24 protein-coding genes and 1 riboswitch are annotated in these 24,202 nt (G+C 37.2%); of the genes, 9 read left to right on the forward strand and 15 right to left on the reverse strand.

Features of this window, described 5'->3' with window-relative positions:
• Positions 1-163: 163 nt before the first annotated feature.
• The gene (locus ACFFIS_RS05645; protein ID WP_320380464.1) at positions 164-541 is read right to left on the reverse strand and encodes a YdeH family membrane protein; all 378 of its coding nucleotides are present in this window, start codon (positions 539-541) and stop codon (positions 164-166) included.
• Between the two features lie 352 nt (positions 542-893).
• Positions 894-2,297, reverse strand: a complete 1,404-nt coding sequence (locus ACFFIS_RS05650; RefSeq protein WP_390186533.1) for a SpoVR family protein — start codon at positions 2,295-2,297, stop codon at positions 894-896.
• 264 nt (positions 2,298-2,561) lie between these two features.
• On the opposite strand from ACFFIS_RS05650, the gene ymzB reads away from it, so the two are divergent.
• Positions 2,562-2,912 (forward strand): protein YmzB, encoded by a 351-nt coding sequence (ymzB, locus tag ACFFIS_RS05655; RefSeq protein WP_390186535.1) that lies wholly within the window; start codon positions 2,562-2,564, stop codon positions 2,910-2,912.
• Between the two features lie 92 nt (positions 2,913-3,004).
• On the opposite strand, the gene yhbH is transcribed toward ymzB, so the two are convergent.
• From yhbH to ACFFIS_RS05670, 3 genes are all read right to left on the reverse strand, one after another.
• Positions 3,005-4,177, reverse strand: coding sequence for a sporulation protein YhbH (gene yhbH, locus ACFFIS_RS05660; protein WP_390186537.1), 1,173 nt, complete (start codon positions 4,175-4,177; stop codon positions 3,005-3,007).
• Positions 4,178-4,269: 92 nt separating this feature from the next.
• Positions 4,270-6,165, reverse strand: a complete 1,896-nt coding sequence (locus tag ACFFIS_RS05665; RefSeq protein WP_320380466.1) for an ATP-dependent protease PrkA — start codon at positions 6,163-6,165, stop codon at positions 4,270-4,272.
• Between the two features lie 286 nt (positions 6,166-6,451).
• Positions 6,452-7,204 carry a hypothetical protein gene (locus tag ACFFIS_RS05670; RefSeq protein WP_390186539.1) on the reverse strand — a complete coding sequence of 251 codons (753 nt, stop codon included), beginning with the start codon at positions 7,202-7,204 and terminating at the stop codon, positions 6,452-6,454.
• Positions 7,205-7,587: 383 nt separating this feature from the next.
• Between ACFFIS_RS05670 and ACFFIS_RS05675 the strand changes: the two genes are divergently transcribed.
• Both ACFFIS_RS05675 and ACFFIS_RS05680 read left to right on the forward strand, forming a co-directional pair.
• Positions 7,588-8,580 (forward strand): ABC transporter substrate-binding protein, encoded by a 993-nt coding sequence (locus ACFFIS_RS05675; protein WP_390186541.1) that lies wholly within the window; start codon positions 7,588-7,590, stop codon positions 8,578-8,580.
• Positions 8,581-8,741: 161 nt separating this feature from the next.
• Positions 8,742-9,512 carry a hypothetical protein gene (locus tag ACFFIS_RS05680; RefSeq protein ID WP_390186542.1) on the forward strand — a complete coding sequence of 257 codons (771 nt, stop codon included), beginning with the start codon at positions 8,742-8,744 and terminating at the stop codon, positions 9,510-9,512.
• A 135-nt stretch (positions 9,513-9,647) separates the two neighbouring features.
• Here ACFFIS_RS05680 and ACFFIS_RS05685 read toward each other — a convergent pair whose 3' ends face one another.
• Positions 9,648-11,300, reverse strand: coding sequence for an FAD-binding dehydrogenase (locus ACFFIS_RS05685; RefSeq protein WP_390186545.1), 1,653 nt, complete (start codon positions 11,298-11,300; stop codon positions 9,648-9,650).
• A gap of 404 nt (positions 11,301-11,704) precedes the next feature.
• Here ACFFIS_RS05685 and ACFFIS_RS05690 point away from each other — a divergent pair, with 404 nt between their 5' ends.
• The 3 genes from ACFFIS_RS05690 to ACFFIS_RS05700 all read left to right on the forward strand — a co-directional run bounded on the left by ACFFIS_RS05690 (position 11,705) and on the right by ACFFIS_RS05700 (position 12,700).
• Positions 11,705-11,893, forward strand: a complete 189-nt coding sequence (locus tag ACFFIS_RS05690; RefSeq protein WP_320380474.1) for an H-type small acid-soluble spore protein — start codon at positions 11,705-11,707, stop codon at positions 11,891-11,893.
• A 24-nt stretch (positions 11,894-11,917) separates the two neighbouring features.
• Positions 11,918-12,097 (forward strand): H-type small acid-soluble spore protein, encoded by a 180-nt coding sequence (locus tag ACFFIS_RS05695; protein ID WP_320380476.1) that lies wholly within the window; start codon positions 11,918-11,920, stop codon positions 12,095-12,097.
• An 84-nt stretch (positions 12,098-12,181) separates the two neighbouring features.
• Entirely contained in the window at positions 12,182-12,700 is a 519-nt protein-coding gene (locus ACFFIS_RS05700; protein ID WP_390186547.1) for a hypothetical protein, read from the forward strand.
• A gap of 232 nt (positions 12,701-12,932) precedes the next feature.
• Here ACFFIS_RS05700 and ACFFIS_RS05705 read toward each other — a convergent pair whose 3' ends face one another.
• The 9 genes from ACFFIS_RS05705 to ACFFIS_RS05745 all read right to left on the reverse strand — a co-directional run bounded on the left by ACFFIS_RS05705 (position 12,933) and on the right by ACFFIS_RS05745 (position 21,067).
• Entirely contained in the window at positions 12,933-13,349 is a 417-nt protein-coding gene (locus ACFFIS_RS05705) for a Spx/MgsR family RNA polymerase-binding regulatory protein (RefSeq protein ID WP_320380478.1), read from the reverse strand.
• A 21-nt stretch (positions 13,350-13,370) separates the two neighbouring features.
• Positions 13,371-13,988, reverse strand: coding sequence for a TetR/AcrR family transcriptional regulator (locus ACFFIS_RS05710; protein WP_320380479.1), 618 nt, complete (start codon positions 13,986-13,988; stop codon positions 13,371-13,373).
• A gap of 25 nt (positions 13,989-14,013) precedes the next feature.
• A complete protein-coding gene (locus ACFFIS_RS05715; RefSeq protein WP_320380481.1) occupies positions 14,014-14,751 on the reverse strand; it encodes a GTP pyrophosphokinase in 738 nt (245 codons plus the stop codon).
• 332 nt (positions 14,752-15,083) lie between these two features.
• Complete coding sequence (locus ACFFIS_RS05720; protein WP_320380482.1) at positions 15,084-15,380, reverse strand: rhodanese-like domain-containing protein; 297 nt, start codon at positions 15,378-15,380, stop codon at positions 15,084-15,086.
• A gap of 79 nt (positions 15,381-15,459) precedes the next feature.
• Positions 15,460-16,098: a GTP cyclohydrolase I FolE gene (gene folE / locus ACFFIS_RS05725; protein ID WP_390186548.1), complete on the reverse strand. Its 639-nt coding sequence runs from the start codon at positions 16,096-16,098 to the stop codon at positions 15,460-15,462.
• Between the two features lie 228 nt (positions 16,099-16,326).
• Positions 16,327-18,075, reverse strand: a complete 1,749-nt coding sequence (locus ACFFIS_RS05730) for a methyl-accepting chemotaxis protein (protein WP_390186549.1) — start codon at positions 18,073-18,075, stop codon at positions 16,327-16,329.
• A gap of 355 nt (positions 18,076-18,430) precedes the next feature.
• Positions 18,431-19,636, reverse strand: a complete 1,206-nt coding sequence (locus ACFFIS_RS05735) for a DUF819 family protein (RefSeq protein ID WP_320380486.1) — start codon at positions 19,634-19,636, stop codon at positions 18,431-18,433.
• Positions 19,637-19,725: 89 nt separating this feature from the next.
• A complete protein-coding gene (locus tag ACFFIS_RS05740) occupies positions 19,726-20,016 on the reverse strand; it encodes a hypothetical protein (RefSeq protein ID WP_390186550.1) in 291 nt (96 codons plus the stop codon).
• A 106-nt stretch (positions 20,017-20,122) separates the two neighbouring features.
• Entirely contained in the window at positions 20,123-21,067 is a 945-nt protein-coding gene (locus tag ACFFIS_RS05745) for an L-lactate dehydrogenase (RefSeq protein WP_320380656.1), read from the reverse strand.
• A gap of 268 nt (positions 21,068-21,335) precedes the next feature.
• On the opposite strand from ACFFIS_RS05745, the gene ACFFIS_RS05750 reads away from it, so the two are divergent.
• From ACFFIS_RS05750 to ACFFIS_RS05760, 3 genes are all read left to right on the forward strand, one after another.
• Positions 21,336-22,007: a YwaF family protein gene (locus ACFFIS_RS05750; protein WP_390186551.1), complete on the forward strand. Its 672-nt coding sequence runs from the start codon at positions 21,336-21,338 to the stop codon at positions 22,005-22,007.
• Positions 22,008-22,157: 150 nt separating this feature from the next.
• A riboswitch (SAM riboswitch) is annotated at positions 22,158-22,273 on the forward strand.
• A gap of 186 nt (positions 22,274-22,459) precedes the next feature.
• On the forward strand, positions 22,460-23,488 hold the full coding sequence (locus ACFFIS_RS05755; protein WP_390186552.1) for a methionine ABC transporter ATP-binding protein: 1,029 nt from the start codon (positions 22,460-22,462) through the stop codon (positions 23,486-23,488).
• Positions 23,478-24,140, forward strand: coding sequence for a methionine ABC transporter permease (locus ACFFIS_RS05760; RefSeq protein WP_390186553.1), 663 nt, complete (start codon positions 23,478-23,480; stop codon positions 24,138-24,140). The genes ACFFIS_RS05755 and ACFFIS_RS05760 overlap by 11 nt, the downstream gene beginning before the upstream one ends.
• The last annotated feature ends 62 nt before the right edge of the window (positions 24,141-24,202 follow it).

Here is a 24,202-nt window from a genome sequence, read left to right on the forward strand (position 1 = left end):
GTGTATATAGCATGAATACAAGCTGAAACATATGGGGCCGACTTCACTCATTTAACTGGGGCAGCCCCTTTTATTTTTCCCAACCTCATAAAATTATTACTCAACCCTTTTTCTCAATTTAGGCTTATTACTGTACATCATATATGAATGTCACGTTTATGATTTAATATTTCATTTCTTTATTCGAATTCGTTTTTACGGCGAGAACTACACTACTTATCGTGACGATAGCCCCCACAAGTGCAACAACACTTACTACAGCATGTTCTGGAAAAAGCAATCCAACTGGGATCATTCCCAAAAACGAAATGACAACAAAAGCCTGATACACCGCAGATATAATACTTGCAACACGATTACGAAGTAGCGATAATATCAAAGGCGGTAAAAAAAGCACGATAATCATTCCAATCGATAGCCACAAGCCAATTGGCTCATCGTATGAAATCGTGTTAGGACCTGTTGGATATCTTGCAACTAGTAAAGCCGCTACAACCGCGATGATTAAACTTAAAAAGACCATCAAAAACCTTTTGTACATCAAGGCATCCCCCCTTTCACTTCTTGTCCAAAGTAACATTCCGTTAAAAAGCTCAACAAAAGATACCTATACTGTTTTTTATCGGTGTAATCCTTTGTATGCGCCTAGTTACTTCACCCTCCATGAAACTCCATATATATAGGTGTACGGGGAACAATAAAAATAAGTTTCACATTTGTAACATCATCTACAATAAAAGGGATGCCAATTCAAACATGATTCGCATCCCTAGCACTGGATATTTATGATGTCTTGCTGAACAAAGTTAACTCAAAGGTCAATATTCGCCTTGTAAGTCGAAACAAAAGACAGATCCTGTATCCAACCGACATTTCCCCATTTCAAAATTAGTTTAATTCAACAATCCACGATGCACCTTTTTCCCATCATACGTGAAGCGAACTGGCTTTTCTTCCATAAATGTTTCAAGGTGTACGACGCGACCCCATAATTGATAAATATAAGGCATAACATTTTCTAAATAAGGAAGGTCCAATTCAGTTCCCTCGTAACTATGTTTTAAATAAAGTTCGCCATTACGTAAATAATCGCCATCTTCAACTGTAATATACGGAAAACCGCCATTCACCCGTGCGGCAATTAATTGGTCCCTTACCTCCTCATAATCCTTATCTGTTATACGATATGCTTCATCATCCTTTGCAAATACATACATATCTTCTTTGACTACTAATTCCTTTGTTAAATAATTGCGGATAAAGGACGTATCAGACTCAATTTCACGTACTTCAAAGATTTTCTCCCTACCGGAGTTTGGCTTCACCCCATTTCTTTTCATTTCTTCTGTCGGATTATTATAACTTTCCTCAATGTCCTCAAAAATCTTTAATCCCAAGTAATACGGATTCATTTGTGTTTTAGATGGTTGCACAACCCCAGCATTTAATTTAGCAAATTCGATTGATTCACTTGTCGTCAAATCAAGTTCACGCATGATTCGTTGATGCCAATACGATGCCCAGCCTTCGTTCATGATTTTAGTTTCCATTTGTGGCCAAAAATAAAGCATTTCTTCACGCATCATCGTTAAAATGTCCCGTTGCCAATCCTCCAACTCTTGGCTATATTGTTCAATAAATAATAGTAAGTCCTTCTCTGGTTGAGGCGGAAGTTTCCTTCTCCGCTTTTTCCTTTTTTCCTTTGGTTTAGATTTATCTAAATCCCATAAATCATCATAAGGTGTTACGATACGAGTATCTTCGGATTCTTCCTCATCTTCGTACGGTGCTAATTTAGGTCGGACAAGGGACGGATCAATATGTTCTTGTATGGACAAAATGGCATCAAGAAACTTTTCTACCTCATCCTTTCCATGCACCATTTCGTAATGGGCAATTCGTTCAGCTGTTGCCGTCATACTTTCCACCATATCTCCTCTTGTATTAGAAAAACGAACATTATTTTTAAAGAAATCAGAATGTGCTAAGACGTGGGCAATGATTAGTTTATTTTGGACAAGTGTATTTGAATCAAGGAGAAAGGCATAACATGGATCGGAATTAATAACAAGTTCATAAATTTGACTAAGTCCTAAATCGTAATGCAGTTTCATCTTATGGAACTGTTTCCCAAAGCTCCAATGTGAAAATCGTGTTGGCATGCCATAAGCGCCAAATGTATAAATAATTTCTGCTGGGCAAATTTCATATCGCATTGAATAAAAATCAAGGCCAAAATCAGCAGCAATCTCCGTTATCTCTTCTATCGCATTTTCCAATTCCTTTATTTCAGTCAAATTGTTCCCTCCAAATAAGCTTTATATAGTTTATGAAAAATTACAAAATAGATGAATCAAAACCATCAATTTTTAGCCTTCGTATCGTTTGTGTCATTTAAATATCTTAGCGGGAAACTTGCGCATATTAGTTACGAAGACAGTTTGGTTCTATTATGTAAAAGCAATAAATAATACGTCGCTTTTTTATAAGCAAATGTGGAACAAACACCCATGCATGTACAAAATCATTCAGGTCAATCTAATAAAGAGGAGGGGTAGAAAGTGAATCAACATTTTTTAACGATTGAACAATTTGATCAATTATTAAAAAACTGGCATGGAAAAGACATCCAAATTCAAAAAATAGAAATGGACGACGTCGATCACATCCAATTACAACTGGAACAGATTACCTATGCCAAAGATTTACGAAGAAATATGGATGATTATGTTTCACGGTACACCATGCAATTAAACGGGGACGGGCAAATTTTAACGGACTCACATTACCAGCCACTTCCCACCGACATGTTCGAAATTCCTCTTCAAGATACTGCCTTATACGAATATGATGGGGAACAATTTTTAATCAGTACAGATCGTGGTGTCTATAAAATACAATTAGGATCGTAAATATAGCATGAAGTTAATAAATTAGAATCAATGAATGAGCAAAGCAAAACTTTATATATTTCCCAAAAAAAATCTCCGTACTAGCGGAGATTTTATGTTGAAGCAACAGACTCATTATGAAAAAATGTCTTCATCGCTTCATACACATCGCTTTTTTCTTTTAAAATATAATATCGAAACTTCGGGTCATCAAAACCTTCGAACGCTCGCATTAATGTTGAAGTATAACGGTTATACGTACTCACTTCCCCATAACCGAACATATTTGAAACATCCATAATTTCCTTTACAAGTCTCGCACTTTCCCGATTGTCCGAATAAAAATTCTCCCCATCTGAAAAATGAAATGGATAAATATTGTAGCGTGATGGCGGATAGTCTTCATCAATTAACTCTAATGCCTTTCGGTAGGCTGAGGAACAAATCGTCCCTCCACTTTCACCTTTTGTAAAGAAATCTTCTTCAGATACGACTTTCGCTTCTGTATGGTGTGCAATAAATTTAATTTCCACTTTTTCATATTTTGAACGTAAAAAGCGTGTCGTCCAAAAGAAGAAACTACGTGCTAAATATTTTGCGAATGTGCCCATCGACGCACTTGTATCCATCATAGCAATAATGACCGCATTTGATTCAGGTTTCACTACTTCATTCCACGTTTTAAAAAGTAAATCATCTTCATAAATGGGCGTAATTTTCGGATTTCCTTCTGATGCGTTTCGTTTTAGCGCCGTCAATATGGTACGCTTTTTATCAATATTTCCCATTAATCCTTTTTTGCGCACGTCGTTAAATTCAATCTTTTCAACTGATATATCAGCCTGTTCCTTTTCTTGTAAATTCGGTAGTTCCAGTTCTTCAAATAGTTCCCCTTCCAGTTCATCTAGTGAAACTTCCGCTTCATAGTAATCCGATCCTGGTTGGTTTCCCGCCTTACCTTCACCCGAACCGTCGCCTTTTCCTTTCGCCTTTTTAGGTGCACGAGCGACGACATCACCAACTTGACTATCCCCATCGCCTTGCCCTACATGTTTTGACTTATCATAATTATAGCGAATTTTATATTCATCTAAAGAACGAATTGGAATTTTAATTACTTCACGACCATTCGACATCACAATACTTTCTTCAGTTATTAAATCGGGTAAGTTATTCTTGATTGCATCTTGGATTTTTTCCATATGACGTCGCTGATCTTGAAAACCTTTACGATGGAGAGACCAATTTTCCTCGGAAACAACAAAGCTTTGCTTATCCTCCTGCACTTCATCCCCACCTTTTGAATTTTGGGGGTCAGACCCCTATTTTATTGTATGCTTGCCAATGGGGTCTGACCCCCCATTTTTAACCCCCTGTTTTAACGGTTTAGCAGGCTGCCTACGTAGCGTAGTAGTTCGTTGGCTGATGTGGAGTTGTAGCCATGTTCATCGATGAGTCTTGCTACGACCTCGTTAATCTTTTTCAATTGTTGTTCATCAGGTGTCTGCGCTGAGGTTGTTATTTTCACAACATCCTTCAAGTCAGCAAACAGCTTCTTCTGAATTGCTTCCCGCAAACGGTCATGTGAACGATAATCAAAACTCTTACCTTTTCTAGCAAATGCAGAAATGCGGATGAGAATCTCTTCTCGAAAGGCACGTTTGGCATTCTCGGAAATACCAATTTGCTCCTCTATCGAGCGCATGAGCTTTTCATCAGGTTGCATTTCTTCACCTGTTAATGGATCACGCAATTTATGACGATTACAAAATGCCTCGACATTGTCCAAGTAGTTATTCATCAATGTTTTCGCAGATTCCTCATACGAATAAACAAATGCCTTTTGTACTTCCTTTTTAGCAATTTCATCGTATTCTTTTCTTGCGATGGCAATATAATTTAAATATTTTTCTTTATCTTCATCCGAAATCGATGGATGTTGATCAAGTCCATCTTTTAATGAGCGTAATACATCCAGTGCATTAATGGATGGTACATCTTTTCGTATGATTGACGACGATATCCGGTTAATCACATACCGAGGATCAATGCCGTCCATACCTTCATTCGAGAATTCATTTTTCAATTCCGTTAAATCCGCTCGATTAAATCCTTCCACACTTTCTCCATCATACAGGCGCATTTTCTTTACTAGGTCCACACCATTTTTCTTTGATTCCTCTAAGCGTGTCAAAATCGTAAAAATAGCAGCGACCCGTAATGCATGTGGTGCAATATGAACATGACCCATATCACTATCATTTATCATCTTTTCATAAATTCTCTCTTCATCACTAACCTTTAAATTGTACGGTATCGGCATCACAATGATTCTAGAGTGCAGCGCTTCATTTTTCTTATTGGAAATAAATGCTCGGTACTCTGATTCGTTAGTGTGCGCCACAATTAGTTCATCCGCTGAGATTAAAGCAAACCTTCCCGCCTTAAAATTACCTTCCTGCGTAAGTGACAGCAAATGCCACAAAAACTTCTCATCACATTTCAACATTTCCTGAAATTCCATCATTCCGCGGTTTGCCTTATTTAATTCACCGTCAAAACGGTATGCACGCGGATCAGACTCTGAACCGTATTCCGCAATTGTTGAAAAATCAATACTACCCGTCAAATCTGCAATATCTTGTGATTTCGGATCTGATGGGCTGAATGTACCAATCCCAACACGTTTATCTTCCGAGAAAAAAATGCGTTCTACTAAAACATCTTCTATTCGCCCACCATAATCCTTTTCCAACCGCATCGTATTTAATGGTGATAAACTTCCTTCAATTTTAATGCCGTATTCCTTATAGAAATCCTCACGCAAATGATGTGGAATGAGATGTAGCGGATCCTCATGCATAGGACAGCCTTTAATCGCGTAGACTGCACCAGCATCTGTTCGAGTATATTGTTCCATTCCACGTTTTAACATCGTCACTATCGTGGATTTACCGCCACTAACAGGACCCATTAATAAGAGAATACGCTTTTTAACATCTAGACGTTTTGCTGACGGATGGAAATATTCTTCCACTAATCTTTCTACAGCTTCTTCAAGGCCAAATATTTCATTACTAAAAAAATCATATGTTTTTTGACCATTATTTTTCGAAATTCCAGCATCCTTTATCATATTGTAGACGCGAGAGTGAGCTGTTTGGGCAACTTCAGGTCTCTCTTTTATCAAATTTAAATAATCCGCAAACGTACCTTCCCACTTTAACTTTTCTTCCTCTTCACGATAACTCTTCACCTTATTCAGAATATCCATTCATATCCCTCCATATAGTTTGCGGTTCCGGTTTCTTCTAACATATGCACAATTAACGGGCATGATGACTAGCTTTTTAGGAAAAGCATTGTATGCCACTACGCAGATATTAAATCAACAAAACTTAGTAATTTAATCATCAAGACAGTCTTCTTCATCCGCCATTAACTGTTGATTGACCGAATCCGGCACCTTATCAGATGTGAAATCGATATGAAACCAGTTCATATATTTTATACTGCAACATGTCAATTAGAATTAGCGTTTTCATGAAACGAAGATTTCTTTATTTTGTGGTTTTGGATTCCTCATTATTGTCTATATACATAGAGATAGCATTTTTATCTTTACCTTTTGACATATTGTACAAATAAGAAGCCGTTAATCTAACCGAATCCTCAACCTTTCCAGCAAGATAATGTGATCGTTCATAAAGAATGGAACGAAAGTGATCCAATTGTCTCGTAACTTTTTCTAATGTCGCTGCTTGCTTATCCAAACGTGACACAATGCTTTTTTGTTCTTCCTTGTCATGCATCATTTGTTGCTCTGCCATTTCCTGAGCGGATATTAGTTGTGATAACTGACTGAGCACTTTTTCATCCCTTTCCAACTGTTCGGACAGTTGTTGCTCCATCCATGGTTTCATTTGAAGTAATTGCGTTATATTTGTTCCTAATTCTTTATCTTCCTCATGATATTTTTCAATTGTAGATTGGAGGGTTTTATCAAATTCCATTAACATACTTATTTTATGAAGCATTTCCTCTTCTTTTCTTGCTTGTGCTTGATTAACTATATTTATTTCCTTCAATCGTCTATCGACTTTCTGCCATTGCGCCTGTTGTTGTATATGTTGCTGCTCGTAAAGTCTATTTAAAAGACGTACAGATTCCTGCAATCTTTCGTTTACTTTACGTTGGCTTTGAATCATTTCTGCCTTTACATCTGTTTGAAATACGTGCTGATTACTAGCCACAATTTCCTCATCAGTTTTATATACATCTGGATGATGCGCTCGATTGATAAATAGTGCCATATTCGCCACATCCCTATAAATAATTTTTTATTAGTCTATGCAGCAATGGCAAAACGTGACATTTGCATGAATACTCGAAATGGAAGGATTTGGGCGTATTATGGATGTTTTTTCTATAAGGACCTCCTATTGGCGAATGATTCCGCCTTACCATTTTATATGAACATATATGCGTGTATAGGCTGTTTGTGATTCAATTCGAAGTTCGGTAAGCTTGTCATAATCATTTTGGAAAATGCCTTACATGGTAGTTGTTATTGTTGTAAAAGTGCAATTGGAATGCTCGGGTATCTCTGTTAGGTTAGGGGGAATTATTCAAATTACGGTACAGATTGCATGCCTATTTCATAACAACACGATTAAAAAATCAAATGGGGGATTAGATGAAAATTCGTTATTCATTCGTAATTTTGTTAAGTCTCGTATTACTTATTGGTTGCAGTTCTGCTGGGGCAGATGGAAAGTTAAAAAAGATTGTATTTGCAGATGCGAAATGGGACAGTATCCAAGTTCATAGTTACATTGCTGGAAAAATATTAGAAGCAGGTTACGGATATGAAACGGAATTAATGGCTGGCTCCACTGCTGCCACCATTCAAGGATTACGACAAGGGGATATACACGTATATATGGAAATATGGACTGAAAACATACGCGATGTTTACGATGAAGCAATTAACTCTGGTGATATAGAAAAGGTTTCCACCAACTTTGCCGATAATGATCAAGGTTTATATGTACCTGCATATGTAATAGAAGGCGATGAAGAACGAGGTATCGAACCTTTAGCACCCGACTTGGAGACAGTAGAGGACTTGAAAAAATACCCACATATTTTCAAAGACCCAGAAAACCCAGATCGCGGAAGAATAATAAATGCACCCGCCGGCTGGGAAGTTGACCAAAGTATTAAAGCTAAGATGGCGTATTATGGGCTAGATGAAACATATAATGATTTTATGCCAGGCTCTGATGCTGCAATTATTACTTCACTTGCGGCTGCCTATGAAAAGGGTGAGGCATGGGTTGGATACTATTGGGAGCCAACAGCTGTAACCGCAAAATATGATTTAATCTTATTAAAGGAAGAACCATATGATGAAGAAAAGTGGATAGAAACAAGCGGAACCGCCTTTCCTCCAAACGAAGTAAACATTGCTGTAAATCATCAACTTTCAGATCAAGCACCTGAAGTAGTTGATCTTCTATCTAAGTATGAAACGAGTAGTGAATTAACAGAAGCAGCCCTTGCATATATGGAAAAACAAGCTGCAAACGCAGAAGAAGCTGCAATTTGGTGGCTAACGGAATATGAAGATGTTTGGACAGAGTGGGTAGATAAAGAAACTGCACAAAAGGTAAAAGATTCTCTATAAACATCGAAATTAATAGCCTATGAGGGTGGTTGCTTGGATATTTAAAAGGATATTCGAGCAACCTTTTTAATTCCCAATAATCATTCTGAATATTATATTTGTACATACTTTTTTGTGATATAATTAACAAACAATGATGCGTTGGGTGGGGGGCCTGCAAATTGACGATAAAAAGTAACGCCATGAGAACAATATGGTATTTATCAAAAAAGGTATCAGCAGCTTGTTATATGTATGTACTCGCCGCTTTCTTTCTGCTTATGCAAACTGGATTCAATTTATATCAAACAATCGAGGGCATTCGCGAGTTCCCAATTATTCTCGTTCTGTTTTATGCTATTTTTAGTTCCATCTTAATTGATTTCATTGTACGTAAAAGAACACGTTATGGATTGAAACTCCTACTTTATGGTATCGCAGGTTTTGCCTTTTTTCTTCCCTATGGCTTCAATATATTCACAATCATCGCAGGTATTATTGGGTGCTTTCTTGCTTTCATCTATTACAGCGGAGTCATCATAGCCACCTATTCTCGTCCCTTTACATATCTATTCGCTATCCTCTTGCCCATCGTTCTTACCATTACTTTTACAGTCGACTTTACACAAAAGAAAAGTTGGTCCGAAACTTATGCGGACGATTCCTACACTGCGAGTTTTGGTTACTTTAACGGGAAACAGGAAATTCCCGTTCATTTAGATAAAGGTCAAGTATTGTACATTACAATCCATATAAATAATAAAAATGGCGGTGGATATGGATGGCACTTTTTGGATGACAACAAGAGCTACGCGCAAGTTGACATAATAAATGACAACCAGTACATATTGACAGCTCATCAGACGGGAACATATAAAATCATTGTTACGGGAGATCGACTAAAAGGAAGTATGCACGTCTCTTGGGGGTTTCATTCTGATCACGATGTATAGGATGATACAACCGATCCAATCCGCGATAAACGTGAAGGAGCAGCTACAATTTGAAGCTGCTTCCTTGTCGCTTTATACTGTTGAGAAATGTAACGCGAGACTTCCACTCCCAATGAAATCACAAACCATATGATCTTACTGAAGATGAGCTAGCACACCCCGTGCAGCTTTTAATCCCGTAAACAAACAACCACCTAAAAACGTTCCTTCCAATGAGCGGTAGCCATGGACACCGCCACCACCAAACCCACAAACTTCACCAGCAGCAAAAAGCCCCGAAATAGGATAGCCATCTTTTCCTAATACTTGTGCATCTAAATTCGTTTGTAGACCACCTAGCGTTTTTCGACTTAATAGATGGAGACGCACTGCTATTAAAGGCCCATTTTTAACATCAAGTATTTTATGAGGTTTTGCTACACGTATCCATTTGTCTCCGACATAATGGCGTGCACCACGTAGCGCTGTGATTTGTAAATCCTTCGTAAATTTATTATCCATTTCTCTATCTCGGGCACGTATTTGTTCGATAATATGATCAGCATGTAACAAACGCTCTCCTGTCAATTTATTCATTCCGATTACTAAATTGTCAATCGTATCTGCAACGATAAAATCTTCTCCGTAATCCATAAATGCCTGAACTGGGCCTGGTACACCACCCCTTGCTCTTCCTAATACTTGCAGAATGTTCTTTCCTGTTAAATCCGGGTTTTGCTCTGAACCAGATAAGGCAAATTCCTTTTCTATCATTTTTTGCGTTAAAATGAACCAGGAGTAATCATAGCCTGTTTTTTGAATTGCTTCTAATGTTCCTAACGTATCAAACCCTGGGAAATTTGGAGTTGGAAATCGATTTCCCTCGGCATCAAACCACATCGATGATGGGCCGGGCAAAATGCGAATACCGTGATTTGGCCAGATTGGATGCCAATTTTTTATTCCTTCCGTATAATGCCACATCCGATCACGATTGACGATTCTTCCTCCAGCTCGCTCCGTAATTTCCAACATCCGACCGTCTACATGTGCAGGAACACCACTAATCATTCTTTTCGGGGGTGTTCCTAATCGACTTGGCCAATTTTTACGAATGAGTTCAAAATTCGCTCCAATTCCTCCACTGGATACAACGACAGCGACAGCTTTAAATACAAAATCACCGATTACTTCGCGATTACTCTTTTCACCACGCTTCGCTTTACTAGGCGCTAAACAAGTTCCATGTACACCTGTAATTTGATTGTTTTCTAAAACGAATTGATCTACGCGGTGACGTGGCTTATATGTAACTGTGCCATTTTTTATATGCGCCTTTACCCGTTCCATAAAAGGCTTTACAAGACCTGGACCGGTACCCCATGTGATATGAAAACGCGGAACAGAATTACCATGCCCTCCTGCTAAATATCCACCTCGTTCAGCCCAACCAACAACAGGAAACATCCGTACACCCATTTGCTGTAACCATGCACGTTTTTCGCCAGCAGCAAAATCAACGTAAGCTTCTGCCCATTTTCTCCCCCAATAGTCTTCATCATCCCGATCAAAGCCTGCCGTCCCAACCCAGTCTTGCCAGGCAAGTTCTTTTGAATCCTTTATTCCTAATCTTCTCTGTTCCGGTGAGTCTACTAAAAATAATCCCCCAAACGACCACCATGCTTGTCCTCCCATAGATGCTGCTGGCTCCTGATCGAGCAATAAAACCTTCCTTCCACTATCTGCCAGTTCCGCTGTAGCTGTTAAACCAGCTAGTCCAGCGCCGACCACAATCACATCATATTTCAAAATAGACTCCTCCTCTGTGCCACTTCATTCGACTTCATCTTAGCATCACAATTTATTCATCCTCATACAGTATGTAGGAAAGCATATTTTGCTAACGTCATTTTACATAGAAATGTATAACGCGCGTATACCTCCTAAGAAAATATAGTGGTTACACAATTATCTGAAAATATTATATATTCAACAGATAATGAAGTCAATTAATTCCCTTCTTACTCTATTTGAAACCATCTACATAGTAGAACGATTTACTTCGGGGTCAGCAAAACATATATATAGGAACCAATCCGTTATTTCTTAGTACGAATGACACCTATCATTTACATCCAACAACAGTCTAAAATCTTCTCTGCATAGCAATTTCAATCAAGGTAAAAATAAGCATAACAAGAAAGGAGGAAAAAATGGATATTGATCGTTTACAAGAAATCATGCAGTCAGCGCAATTAGTAAATATTAGCTTTCATGGAATACCCGTTTATATACAGGAAATCAATCTTGAAAATCAAACCGCAACCGTTTTTCCTCTTGATGAGATGGAAAATGAACAAATTGTTGACTTAAATGGTTTGTATGAAGAAGGACCTTTTTAAAATAAAAGATGGAGGTTAATGGATATGAACCGTATGCGTGCAGAAGAAATTGCCAATTCCCCAGACTTACAACATGTCGTATATAACGGAAAGCGCGTTTATATTCAAAATGTAAACAGCGAAAGTGACACTGCCCGTGTTTATTATTTAGATGATCCTAGTAATGAATTTGATGCACAACTGAGTAATTTGTTTGAAAAATGATTGTTTAAAGACCCAAGATATGCTGCTTGCTATCGGTAAATATATAATATATATAATATATATAACAGTGAAAGTTGGATAAATTTGTATAAACGAATACTGCTTTTATTTTTTGCAATCACGTTGTTCCAGACGAGTGTACTTGCCCAACAACAGGTTCCGCCTTTCGAGCAGTTTTACGAGGATATGGACTACAAACCTATTGATTTAGCGATAAAAGAATGTGAAGCGAATTTTAATAAAAAGCCTATTTTGCCATCTATCATCCCGCCAGTTCCGTTTACTCACAACTTAGGACGCTGTGATAAAAATAAAGATTGGTTAGAGATAAAATTTTTTAACGAGGAATTGCCCGAAAATCATTATAAACTTGATATATTCTTGGATAAAGATCGGATTGCCGTTGAGGAAGTGTCCATAAAAAAAACATACGTTTTGGAAAATGGCGAAACGGCTTTTTTAGTCGACATGGATGAACATTTTGATACTTTCATTTTCAATGCGAATAACTGGCAGTATGTTTTAAGTATTGATAAGCGCATTACGGGACAAGTTCCCCCAACCATTCTTAAAAACATTGCAAACTCAATTCACACCCGCTAATATAATTAATTTTGGGCTGGGATTTGGGGTCTGACCCCAAATCCCAGCCAGACTTCTTTATTCACTCTAGCTTTTTAATTTTTCACTCTCGTTATTTATTGACATGTAATAGGGCGAGATAAATGAGTTAAAAAAAGATTGCAATAGACGAGATGCCTATTACAATCTTATGATTTGAGTTAAATATGTAATGAACTTTACGATTGAGGTAAAAGGAAGAATTTGCGAAGGTTTAATAAGACCCTTTTACAGGAATAAAGTTTTCAGCTCGCCATTTTATCCATTGTCTTTGACGTGTTTCTCTCGGTAAAAATTGGCGAATCTCCTCTTCATTATAACCAACCTGTATACGTTTATGATCAATGATGATAGGGCTACGTAATAAAGCAGGATATTGCTGGAATAATTCTAATAGCTCATTTAACGATAAAGCATCAATATCTTGTGTTAGTTCCTTATATACTTTCGATCGCGTCGAAATAATCTCGTCTGTTCCTTCAACTGTTAATGCTAATATCTGTTGTAATTCACTTAACGTTAATGGTTCCCTTTTTACATTTCTTTCTGTAAAGGGAATTTTGTGACGTCTAAACCAATCCCGTGCCTTACGAGTCGATCCACATGCTAATCCAAATACTTGAACTGTCATATCAAAACTCCTCTCTCCATGTTAAGACCTTTTATATAATCCTTCTTTCAATAACGTTAATTCAATGTGAAAGTTATTCATTGCCGTTTCAGAAGATAACTCCTGCGCAATTTTTTCAATTAGATTCCGAATTGTAATGGTCCCGATAATTTGAACAAGATGATACAATTCATTCTCGTTTGAAACGTTTAAATTATCCTTATTAATGAGCGCATTCATTTTACAAAATTGCCCTCTACTATCATTCCCATTAAAAATCCTTGTAAATTTATTTTCAATCTCATGTGTCATATTTAAGAAGACGTTTTTCAGAAAGTTAATATGGTCACCCTTTGAAAGTTCTTCAACTATTTGTTTAAATAACTCCGTAACTGCATGAAATAAATCACCGTCATATTTCATTAAGCAAGTGATGAACAACTTCTTACTACTTTCCACCTGCCTACTGATCAAATAAAAATACGCATCTTCTTTTCCTTCAAAATATTGATAAAAGCTTCCCCTTGGAATATCAGCAGACTTTACAATGTTAGAGATAGATGCATGAAATAACGGTGCCCGGGAAAATTCCTCTTCTAGCGCTTGAATCAATATTTGTTTTTTATCATCAGGCAAGTTATAAAAAGTTTGCTTTGGCACTTTCCTACCTCCAGTTTCCCTCGCTTCATTTTGCTGTATTTAAGTTAGAGTGGAAGAAAACATCAGGAATATAAAAGCGTTCTTGATCTAAAGAAAGTTCTTGTATTGCATCTTTAGTGTCATTAACCTTCTTTATTTTCCTTACCTTTTCATTTATATTTTCCATTTTTAAATCCAGTTGTGTTGAAGCCTCAGCCGCTTCTTTTAATTCCATCCGAATAGATTCAGGAACTTCCTTATTGTATTTATAATATATTTTGTGTTCTAAACTCGCCCAGAAGTCCATTGCAATGGTACGAATTTGCACTTCTACGTAGATATTTTCCACGCGATCCGATAAAAAAATAGGGATCTGAATAATGAGGTGAAGACTCCGGTATCCATTTGGCTTTGGATGTTCAATATAATCCTTTACTTCCACAACTTTAATATCCTTTTGATTGCTTAACATTTTACTTACTTCATAAATATCTGGTATAAATGAACAAGTAATGCGGATGCCCGCAATATCACGAATGTTTTCTTTAATAGAATCGAGTGTAAACTCATACCCTTTACGTTTTACCTTTTTTAAAATACTATCCGGTGATTTTACTCTTGAACTTACATGCTCAATCGGATTATATTCATGAATATATTGAAATTCCTGCTTTAAAATATCTATTTTGGTGTTTACTTCAGCTAGTGCAAATTTATAAGACATCATAAACCGAACAAGTTCCGTTTTTAAGTCTTTTATTTGCTTCATATCCAATGTTTCCATATCGCTTTCTCCTTATGACAAAGTGTCATGTAACGCTACTACTATAATAAAATGACAACGTGTCATTTGTCAATATCTTTATGACACAATGTCACATGAAATTGTTACAACTTTATGACAGCGGATACATTGATGCAGTTTTATGCTTGAGAAAGGGTTCCGGTGTTGTTTATTAGGAGTGAATTTATTGTAAATTGTAATATCCAATGATCTCCAAACGTGGACTTTAGACAGATTCGAAGATCATTGGAAATAAATTGGGGAAGTCATCATGTTAGACGGTTGTCCTTGCATAAAGGTTTCAAATATATTACTAAAGATTCCTATCTTTATTAATGAATGTCCCCTTCCCAAGCAAGCATCCCGCCAACCATGTTTATCACTTGGAAACCATGTTCATCTAAGAAAGTACATGCCGCACTACTCCGGCCTCCTGAACGACAAACAATGTAATACGTCTCTTTTTTATCTATTTCCGATAAACGTTCATCTAGCTCACCTAGCGGAATATGTTTCGCACCAGGAATGACCCCTTGCGTTACTTCTTCATCTTCTCGTACATCGATAATGTGCAATGGTTCCCCATTCACCAACTTTTTTTCAAGTTCTTTTGCAGTAATCTCTTTCAACGTAAATCCTCCTTATGACATGTCCTTTTTTCGAAGTCGCTTTGTATCATGCACTTCATTCTTTTCATATACTAACCATTCATCTTTTTAATAAAGATAAAAATTCCATCCGCTTTTCAGCTTGTTCTGCAAAAATACCTCTACTTGCTGTTGTAGTCGTATAAGATGAGCGTTTCATCACGCCACGCCCACACATACACATATGTTTTGCCTCCATCACAACCATCACACCTAATGGTTGCAATACTTCATCCATCGCAGATACAATTTGATTCGTTATCCGCTCCTGAACTTGAAATCTCTTCGCATAACCATCCACCATACGCGCAACTTTAGATAGTCCGGTTATTTTACCATTTGGAATATAGCCTACATGCACATGTCCAAAAATCGGGGCAAAGTGATGTTCACACATTGAATTAAATTCTATATCATTTACCATCACGATATCATGATGATTAACATCAAATGTCTTTTGTAAATGTAGTTTTGGATCTTCTTTATAACCCTCCGTATATTCTAAAAATGCCTTCATCAAGCGGTAAGGTGTTTCTTGCAATCCTTCACGACTAGGATCATCTCCGCAAACTTCAATTAAATCTTGAACAGCACCCATAAAGTGTATGGACTGCTTCATTTTATTTTCAAAGTCTTGTTCATCTTCACCATATCGTTCATGAAGAAACTGACTAATCTTTTCAAGTTGTTTATCAGACATTTTGCTTCCCTCTTCTTTCTTAACAAAAGAATAACTCGGCAATATGCTACATGACGCCGAGCGTGAATCTTTTCTAATAGTATATAATTATAAATAGTATAGATGACTTATTTAAATAGAGTCAATAGAAGATACTTAAAAAGCGTGGAAACATTGCAACAGTATGACTGTCAATCGTACAACAATATAAAAACTTGCCCCCTCAGTTGAAAAGGCAAGTTTTGAATGCTATATTTTAAATTTCAGTACAAGTTCGTTTAATTCTCCAGCAAGTTTTGTAAGTTCTCCCGCATTGATAGCTACTTCTTCCATTGAACTTGAAGTTTGCTCAGCAGATGCAGATGTCTCCTCAATACCTGCTGCTGATTCCTCTGATATTGCAGCTATGTCTTCAAGTGAATGTCTCATTTCTCCACTGAGTGTAGTTATTTCTCCAAGATGCGTTGTAATGGATTGAATACCTTCTGCCATATGGGTAACTGCATTACCTATCTCTTTGAATGTTTTTCCTGTAACTTTAATTTGCTCTGTTCCCTCTTGAACTTCGTTATAACCCTTTTCTAGTGAACCTGCAACAAGTTTTGAACCTTGTTGAATTTCCATGACTATACGCGTAATGTCACCTATCGACTGTGAAACTTGCTCTGATAGTTTACGTACCTCATCCGCAACAACAGCAAAACCCTTTCCATGTTCTCCAGCTCTTGCAGCTTCAATCGCCGCATTTAAAGCAAGAAGGTTTGTTTGATCTGCAATATCACGAATAACCGTGACAAGTTGTGATATATCTTCAGACTGTTGATCAAGTACTTTTACATGTTGCACCGCATCATTTACAATTGTATTGATTCTTTCCATTTTACTTACAGAATGAATCATTAATTCTGTTCCCTCTTCCGTGAGATTTTGAACAGTAGAAGAGTCCCCATAGATTTGTTCTCCCTCTTGATTTGCACTATTAATCTTAGTATTAAAACCCTGCATCGTAGTAACAAGGTCACCCGTACTATTTGCTTGTGTTTCAGAGCCAGAAGCAAGCTCTTGCATCGTGGCTGATACTTGTTCAGATCCTTCTTTTACCTCAACGGCGGATTGTGTCAACTCTTCGCTTCTACTTGTAATGTGTTTGGATGCGTTAGCAACTTGTGTCAACATTTGTTTTAAATTATCTTGTGTAATATTTACAGATTCTATCAGGAGGTGAACCTCATCATTGGATTGATAATGTAACTTGTTTTGTGATAAATCACCTTTAGCCATGCGCAACATTTGGCCCGTCACTAATTTTATCGGCGTCGATATTTTACGAACAAGTACTGTAATTGGGTAAATGCTGATTACTAAAGCTATGCCTATCACAATAAAGATTGCATATAATACTTTATGAGCTGGCTTATTAAAATCCATCATATAAGTTCCCGCAACGACAGTCCAGCCCCAATTTGATTCTGTTTCTGAATAGGATACCTTTTTTTCAATCACCTTTTCATTATCTGGTAAAGGCCACGAGAAATATGTAAATCCCCCACCATCATGTCCTGTTTCTATCAGTTGCTGTGTTGACTTTATCCCATTTGGATCGACACTTTCCCAACTATTTTGGCCTTCTAACCATGGGTGGGCAATTTGATTTCCTTCATCATCAAGTATGAACATATATCCATGTTCACCCAGATTGATCTTCTTGTTTATAGCCCGCTTTTGATCTGCATCTTTTTCGCCCAAGATTGCGACTTTTACTCTTTCTTGCGCATCTTCCAGCGAGATATTACCTTTTTCAACTTCAATATTTAAGGCTGTAATCATTTCTACTGTCATTTCCACACTATTTTTTAAATTGGTTTCACCAAGATCATTTAAGCTTTTAGTACTATTTGTATAACTAAAATAGCCTAAAGCAGATAATGGTACGATTAATAAAAGAACAGATATAAATACAAGCTTCTTTTTAATCGAATTTAATTTCAATATGTCCATTATGTAGACTCCCTTCATGCTGATTGGAAAAGGATCGCAAGTAATTCTCACTTAAAAATGTACTCCCTTTCATTATTTTTAAAAGAAGTATTTTATTTGCTATTCCTTTTACTCGCTACTCCTTATATCGACATAAGTAACATATTGTGTTGTAAATATCCCATTAAAATATAGTTAAATTTCATGTGAATAATGGATACATTAAAATGATTACTATTTATGTGTGAAATTAATCATCTTCACAATAAAAAAGGGGCTAGGACACAAAGGGTTCATCCTCGTTTAACTACTAAAATTGATACCAACTCTAATAGTTAAGAGGTTAGACCTTTGGCTTTGTCCTAGCCTCCATCATTTAAAAGTAAAATGAGGATACCCATTTTGCAAGTGTTGCTGCGATAACTGCACCATACGTCCCTACAACATTCCCTAAAATCCCCATTAACAATCCGACGGGGGCTAATGAAGGTTGGAAGACCGAAGCAACAACTGGTGCTGAGCTTGTCCCACCGATATTTCCTTGAGAACCAACTGCTACAAAGAATAGTGGGGCCCTTAGTAATCGAGCAAATAAGAATATAACGAGAACGTGAATAGCCAACCATACTACACCAAGTAAGACATATTGTGGTGCATCTAGTACATAAGCAAGATCAGCCTTCGCGCCAATTGTTGCAAGTAGCATATAAATACCTGCGTAACCGACTTTACTTGCACCGTAATTTTCTAGTTTTCTAATCGGTGTAAAGGAAAAGATAATCCCAACAGCAGAAATAATCATAATCGTCCATGTGCCGGCAGATAAGACGGATGTTTCGGGTAACAATTCCGAAAAACGCCTAATGATATATGATACACCAAATCCAACACCCAACATTGCGACTAACTGTGGTACAGCAAGTGGACGGGAATTTTCTTGAGAAAATTTAGCCATCTCTTCATTTACTTCTGCAATAATGGTGTTATCAGCTTTATTCCATTTATTAAACTTATGTTGGAATCCAGCTAAAAAGATCATAATACCCATCCAACTGTAACCAACAACTGTATCTACAACAATGATAGGTGACAATACATTGTGTGGCGTTCCCGTTGCCTCAATCATTGCAGCCATATTGGCACTTCCACCTATCCAACTTCCTGAAAGTGCAGCAACACCTGTCCAAGCTTCTTCTGGTAATAAAGGTTGGAAAATTGCTAAAGCTATTGGTCCACCAATAATAACACCAAGTGTCCCTGCAAAAAACATCATGATTGCCTTTGGTCCCAATTTTAATGTTGCCGGAACATTTGCAGATAATAGCAATAATAATAGACCAAACGGCAAGATATAGGTTGATACAAAGTCATATAATGTAGATTGATCCGGAATAATTCCTAAAGTAGTTGAAATCATTGGAATGAAGTATGTCCAAATGAGTGGCGGAGCATAGTGGAAAAACTTCTGCAAAAGGCGGTTTTTGGATTCTCCTAAAACAAAAACAAAGCCAACTACCGCAGCTAAATAAGCAAATATCGCCATCGGCTCTTGAATGAGCGGGGCTGTATACAAATATCCCATTTCATACCTCCTCTGTTTATCTTGTTGTCATAAAATGTAATATGGGATTAATAAATTTTAACATGAATAAAAAAGATATGTCATTTATTTTAACGAATCATTGATTTTACATGTTGTTGAAAGGCCTCTACAAATTGCTTTGGCGGAGTTTTCACATAATACGAAAATACACCTTGGATTGTATGTAAATAAAGCAATCCACTATTTTTGCTGGACATGCGGTAAGACATATCTCTTATTTCCTCAATAGAGAATTGCCGGTGTTTCGTCTCAACACGATTCGTATATAAACATATTTCCCGATGATGTTCAATCTGTCTTTGCTCAATAGACGTAACTTCTCTTTCGATTTTGAAGTACGCATGCTTTGCTAACAACATGTATTTTCCCCTTCTTTACAATAAACTTGTACTATATTTTAACAACACTTAGTCATTAAAATATAGTACACTCTTTATAAGATCGGACCAATCAAAGCTTTATTTATTACTTCACCTTATTTAAGACATTTTTAAGTGTCGTGACAGATTGATCAAATTGACTTTTCTCTGTTTCATTTAGGTCTATTTCAACAACTTCCCGAACGCCTGAACGATTAATAACGGTTGGTACTCCAATATATATATCACGGTGTCCATATTCCCCTTCTATATATGTTGAAGTCGTTAACATACTATTTTCATTGTTTAAGATTGCTTTTGTTATTCGTACAAGTGCCATACCAACACCATAATATGTTGCTCCTTTTCTTTCAATGATATGATAGGCTGCATCACGTACTTGCATAAATAAGTGATCTAATTCTTCCTGTTTAATGAGTGGGTTTCTTGCTAAATACGTATCAATTTGCTCCACCCCAATTGTTGCACGACTCCATACAGGAAGCTCTGTATCACCATGTTCACCAATGATTAGCGCATGTACATTTCTCGTATCGATATGAAAATGTTGTCCCAAAGTATAACGTAATCTTGCAGTATCAAGGACTGTTCCTGAACCGATAACTCGTTCTTTTGGTAACCCTGATTCCTGCCAAGTGATATATGTTAAAACATCAACAGGATTTGTGGCAACTAAGAAAATACCTTGAAAATGATGTTGCATCACATCAGAAACCATTCCCCTAAATAGTTTTGCATTTTTTTCTACTAAATCTAATCTTGTTTCGCCAGGCTTTTGTGGAAGTCCTGCAGTGATGACGACAATATCCGCGTCTTTGCAATCTGCATATGTTCCATTCCAAACTTTTGTTGGGCTTGGAGCAAATGGCATGCCATGACTTAAGTCCATCGCTTCACCTTCAGCCTTTGCCTCATGAATATCAATCAATACTAATTCTTCCGCGACTCCTTGATTCACACATGCATACGCATAACTACAACCAACTGCACCCGTCCCAATTATGACGATACGATTCACTTTTTCTCTCATCATCTGCCTGCTCCTTTCCAAACCTTTTTAAAATTAGCAGCAGGGATCGTCACATTTCTCCTACTAGTTCGTAATGAACGCATTAGGTTTCTAGTTGTTGATTCCCCACTTATCATACTTTAAACCTCCTCGAATTCTTGAAATGACGGACTTACGCATGAAACTATGATAAATAGAACATGTATATTTACATCTTTCCCTCCATACAGACTAGCAAAAGTGATATAATTATTTTACTATTTTGCTTATTCAAGGAGAGGTTAAGATAATGTCACACACGCCTTTTATTTTATTTTCCTTTTCACATCTGATTGTGTTCGTTTTACTCTTCTTATCCTTACTTTATTTACATCGAGCTACTCATTTACGACAACGCAACTTAAAACGATATGAACGTTATTTTGCACTCATTTTATTAGGTCTGGAAGTTGGTTACCATGGCCTGCAATTTGCTCAATCCAATTGGACACCACAATATAATTTACCGTTAGAGTTATGTAGTTTAACCTTATTTGGGGCAATTATTTTATTATGGCGGCCAAATCAAGTGCTATATCAATTTGTATTTTATGCGGGTATTGCTGGGGCGATACAAGCATTAATTACTCCTGTAACTGATTACGGCTTTCCGCATTATCGATATTTCCACTTTTTTATCACACATTGTGGCATTATCATGACAGCATTTTATTTTACTTGGGTAAAACGAGGATACCGTCCAACCCTAAAAGGTATTGGTCAAACAATGCTTATATTAAATATCCTTCTGCCTATCATTTTATATCTCAATCACATAACAGGTGGAAATTATATGTTCTTAGCAGAAAAACCACCAAGCGGCAGCATACTTGACCTCCTCGGCCCATACCCATGGTACCTACTATCACTAGAGATTGTAGCAACCACCATGTTTCTCACCCTACTCCTATTATTCAAGTGAAACATGGGGACGGTTCTCCTGTTTCATTAGCAAAGAATCCGTCCACATTTTTATTATTATTTCAAAAAGGGTATTGACTTTTTAGAGAATAGCCTATAGACTAACATCTAACATTAAGAAATGTATTAAAAATTAAATATTTGTACCACTTTCTTATCAAGAGAGACGGAGGGAAGGGCCCTATGAAGTCTCGGCAACAGATTCTTTTAAAATGGAAAACTGTGCCAAGTCCCACAAATGCTATTGCTGCATTTGAAAGATGAGAAAGAGATGGTTTCTTACATAGAATCCCTCTTTTTCTTATCAATTAAGAAAAGGAGGGATTTTTTCGTGCAACTTTTAAAGAATGTGACACAAGGAGTAACGTCACTGCCACCGCTTGTGTCCATAGTGTAAAACAGCAATATTTTGGAAAAAGGCGAACGGTTCAAAACATTTGAGGAGGACATCATATGATCGAGTTTAAAGATGTTTCAAAAACTTTTCATCTCGGAAAACGCGAAGTGCAAGCTGTAAAAAACGTATCCTTAACAATTTCACAAGGAGAAATATTTGGGGTTATTGGATTTAGTGGTGCTGGGAAAAGTACATTGCTACGTTTAGTCAACATGCTGGAGCGCCCAACCTCTGGAACTGTATGGATGCACGGGGTAAATATTAGCACATTATCCGCAAAAGAATTACGTGCAAAACGCAGAAACATCGGGATGATTTTTCAAAACTTTAATCTATTTAACGCTCGTACCGTCGCGGGGAACATAGCATATCCATTAAAACTAGCTGGATATTCCAAGCAAAAAATAGCCGAACGAGTGAATGAATTATTACAGTTTGTCGGACTTGAAGATAAAGCAAAAGACTATCCCGATCAATTATCGGGAGGGCAAAAACAGCGGGTAGGTATTGCAAGAGCACTCGCCACTTCACCAGACGTGCTCATTTGTGACGAAGCAACATCAGCACTAGATCCTGACACGACAAGTGATATTTTACGATTACTAAAAAAGGTCAATCGTGAACTTGGCATTACGATGTTACTTATTACACACGAAATGCACGTTATCCAGTCCATCTGTGACAAAGTCGCCGTTATGGAAGACGGAGAGGTTATTGAATTCGGCAACGTATTTGAGACATTTACAAATCCGCAACATCCAACGACAAAGCGATTTATTAGTTCCGTGCAACAAGACTTACCGTCCCAGGAAGTTCTGAGAGAATGGCAAGATAAATCAAATAACAGCAAGCTTTATCGCGTTATATTTACCGGTGAAATTACAAATAATCCCGTATTATCACAAGTTACGAAACGACATGACGTAGATTTTAATATTATCTATGGTTCTGTTCAAGAATTACAAGCACAATTATTCGGAAATTTACTCGTATCATTCACTGGCGAATCCGCCAACGTAAACCAAGTACTCACAGAACTAAAAACGCTTGTACAAATTGAGGAGGTGAACATTCATGAAAGTTGATTGGACTACATTTTGGCCTCGCATTGTTGAAGCAACAGGCGAAACACTCACAATGGTTATTGCAACCTTAATCTTTGGTTCCATTATCGGGATAACTTTCGGCTTACTACTCTTTGTAACAAGAGAAAATCATATTTTAGAAAATAAATTCGTGTTTCAAATATTAAATTTACTAGTAAACATGATCCGACCTATTCCTTTTATCATTTTCCTTGTAGCAATCTCACAGCTTACAAGGCTCGTGATTGGAACAACTATCGGAACCGCAGCAGCCATTTTCCCAATGACTATTGTTGCAAGTTTTACAGTTGCGAGAGTAGTAGAAAACAACTTAGTAAGTATTGATCCAGGTGTCATTGAAGCGGCTCAGGCAATGGGGGCAAGTCCCTTACGCATTATATTTACAGTATTAATTCCAGAAGCACTCGGACCACTTATTTTAGGACTGACATTTGTTTCAGTTGGCTTAATCGACTTTTCTGCAGTCGCAGGTACAGTTGGAGGAGGTGGGCTTGGTCATGTCGCAATGACTTATGGCTATCAACGATTTGATGGAAGTGTCATGCTCGTTACAGTTCTCATTTTAATTGCAATGGTCCAACTGGCACAATGGCTCGGAAATACATTATCAAAGAAAATCATGCGCAGATAAAGCATGTCAACAGGCAAAAAAGCTCGCATAAACGATGCCTTGTTCATCCAGGGACATCCGTA

The sequence above is a fragment of the Paracerasibacillus soli genome, from assembly GCF_042432965.1.
GTDB classification, from domain to species: domain Bacteria; phylum Bacillota; class Bacilli; order Bacillales; family Amphibacillaceae; genus Paracerasibacillus; species Paracerasibacillus soli.

Excerpts from the sequence above, each read along its gene's own strand:
- ACFFIS_RS05665 (WP_320380466.1), bottom strand. The coding sequence starts at position 6,165 with ATGGATATTCTGAATAAGGTGAAGAGTTATCGTGAAGAGGAAGAAAAG.
- ACFFIS_RS05670 (WP_390186539.1), bottom strand. The coding sequence starts at position 7,204 with ATGGCACTATTTATCAATCGAGCGCATCATCCAGATGTATATAAAACT.
- ACFFIS_RS05745 (WP_320380656.1), bottom strand. The coding sequence starts at position 21,067 with ATGAGAGAAAAAGTGAATCGTATCGTCATAATTGGGACGGGTGCAGTT.
- ACFFIS_RS05730 (WP_390186549.1), bottom strand. The coding sequence starts at position 18,075 with ATGGACATATTGAAATTAAATTCGATTAAAAAGAAGCTTGTATTTATA.
- ACFFIS_RS05755 (WP_390186552.1), top strand. The coding sequence starts at position 22,460 with ATGATCGAGTTTAAAGATGTTTCAAAAACTTTTCATCTCGGAAAACGC.
- ACFFIS_RS05735 (WP_320380486.1), bottom strand. The coding sequence starts at position 19,636 with ATGGGATATTTGTATACAGCCCCGCTCATTCAAGAGCCGATGGCGATA.
- ACFFIS_RS05750 (WP_390186551.1), top strand. The coding sequence starts at position 21,336 with ATGTCACACACGCCTTTTATTTTATTTTCCTTTTCACATCTGATTGTG.
- folE (WP_390186548.1), bottom strand. The coding sequence starts at position 16,098 with ATGTCTGATAAACAACTTGAAAAGATTAGTCAGTTTCTTCATGAACGA.
- ACFFIS_RS05695 (WP_320380476.1), top strand. The coding sequence starts at position 11,918 with ATGAACCGTATGCGTGCAGAAGAAATTGCCAATTCCCCAGACTTACAA.
- ACFFIS_RS05760 (WP_390186553.1), top strand. The coding sequence starts at position 23,478 with ATGAAAGTTGATTGGACTACATTTTGGCCTCGCATTGTTGAAGCAACA.
- ACFFIS_RS05690 (WP_320380474.1), top strand. The coding sequence starts at position 11,705 with ATGGATATTGATCGTTTACAAGAAATCATGCAGTCAGCGCAATTAGTA.
- ACFFIS_RS05705 (WP_320380478.1), bottom strand. The coding sequence starts at position 13,349 with ATGACAGTTCAAGTATTTGGATTAGCATGTGGATCGACTCGTAAGGCA.
- ACFFIS_RS05645 (WP_320380464.1), bottom strand. The coding sequence starts at position 541 with ATGTACAAAAGGTTTTTGATGGTCTTTTTAAGTTTAATCATCGCGGTT.
- ACFFIS_RS05675 (WP_390186541.1), top strand. The coding sequence starts at position 7,588 with ATGAAAATTCGTTATTCATTCGTAATTTTGTTAAGTCTCGTATTACTT.
- ACFFIS_RS05740 (WP_390186550.1), bottom strand. The coding sequence starts at position 20,016 with ATGTTGTTAGCAAAGCATGCGTACTTCAAAATCGAAAGAGAAGTTACG.
- ACFFIS_RS05715 (WP_320380481.1), bottom strand. The coding sequence starts at position 14,751 with ATGGAAACATTGGATATGAAGCAAATAAAAGACTTAAAAACGGAACTT.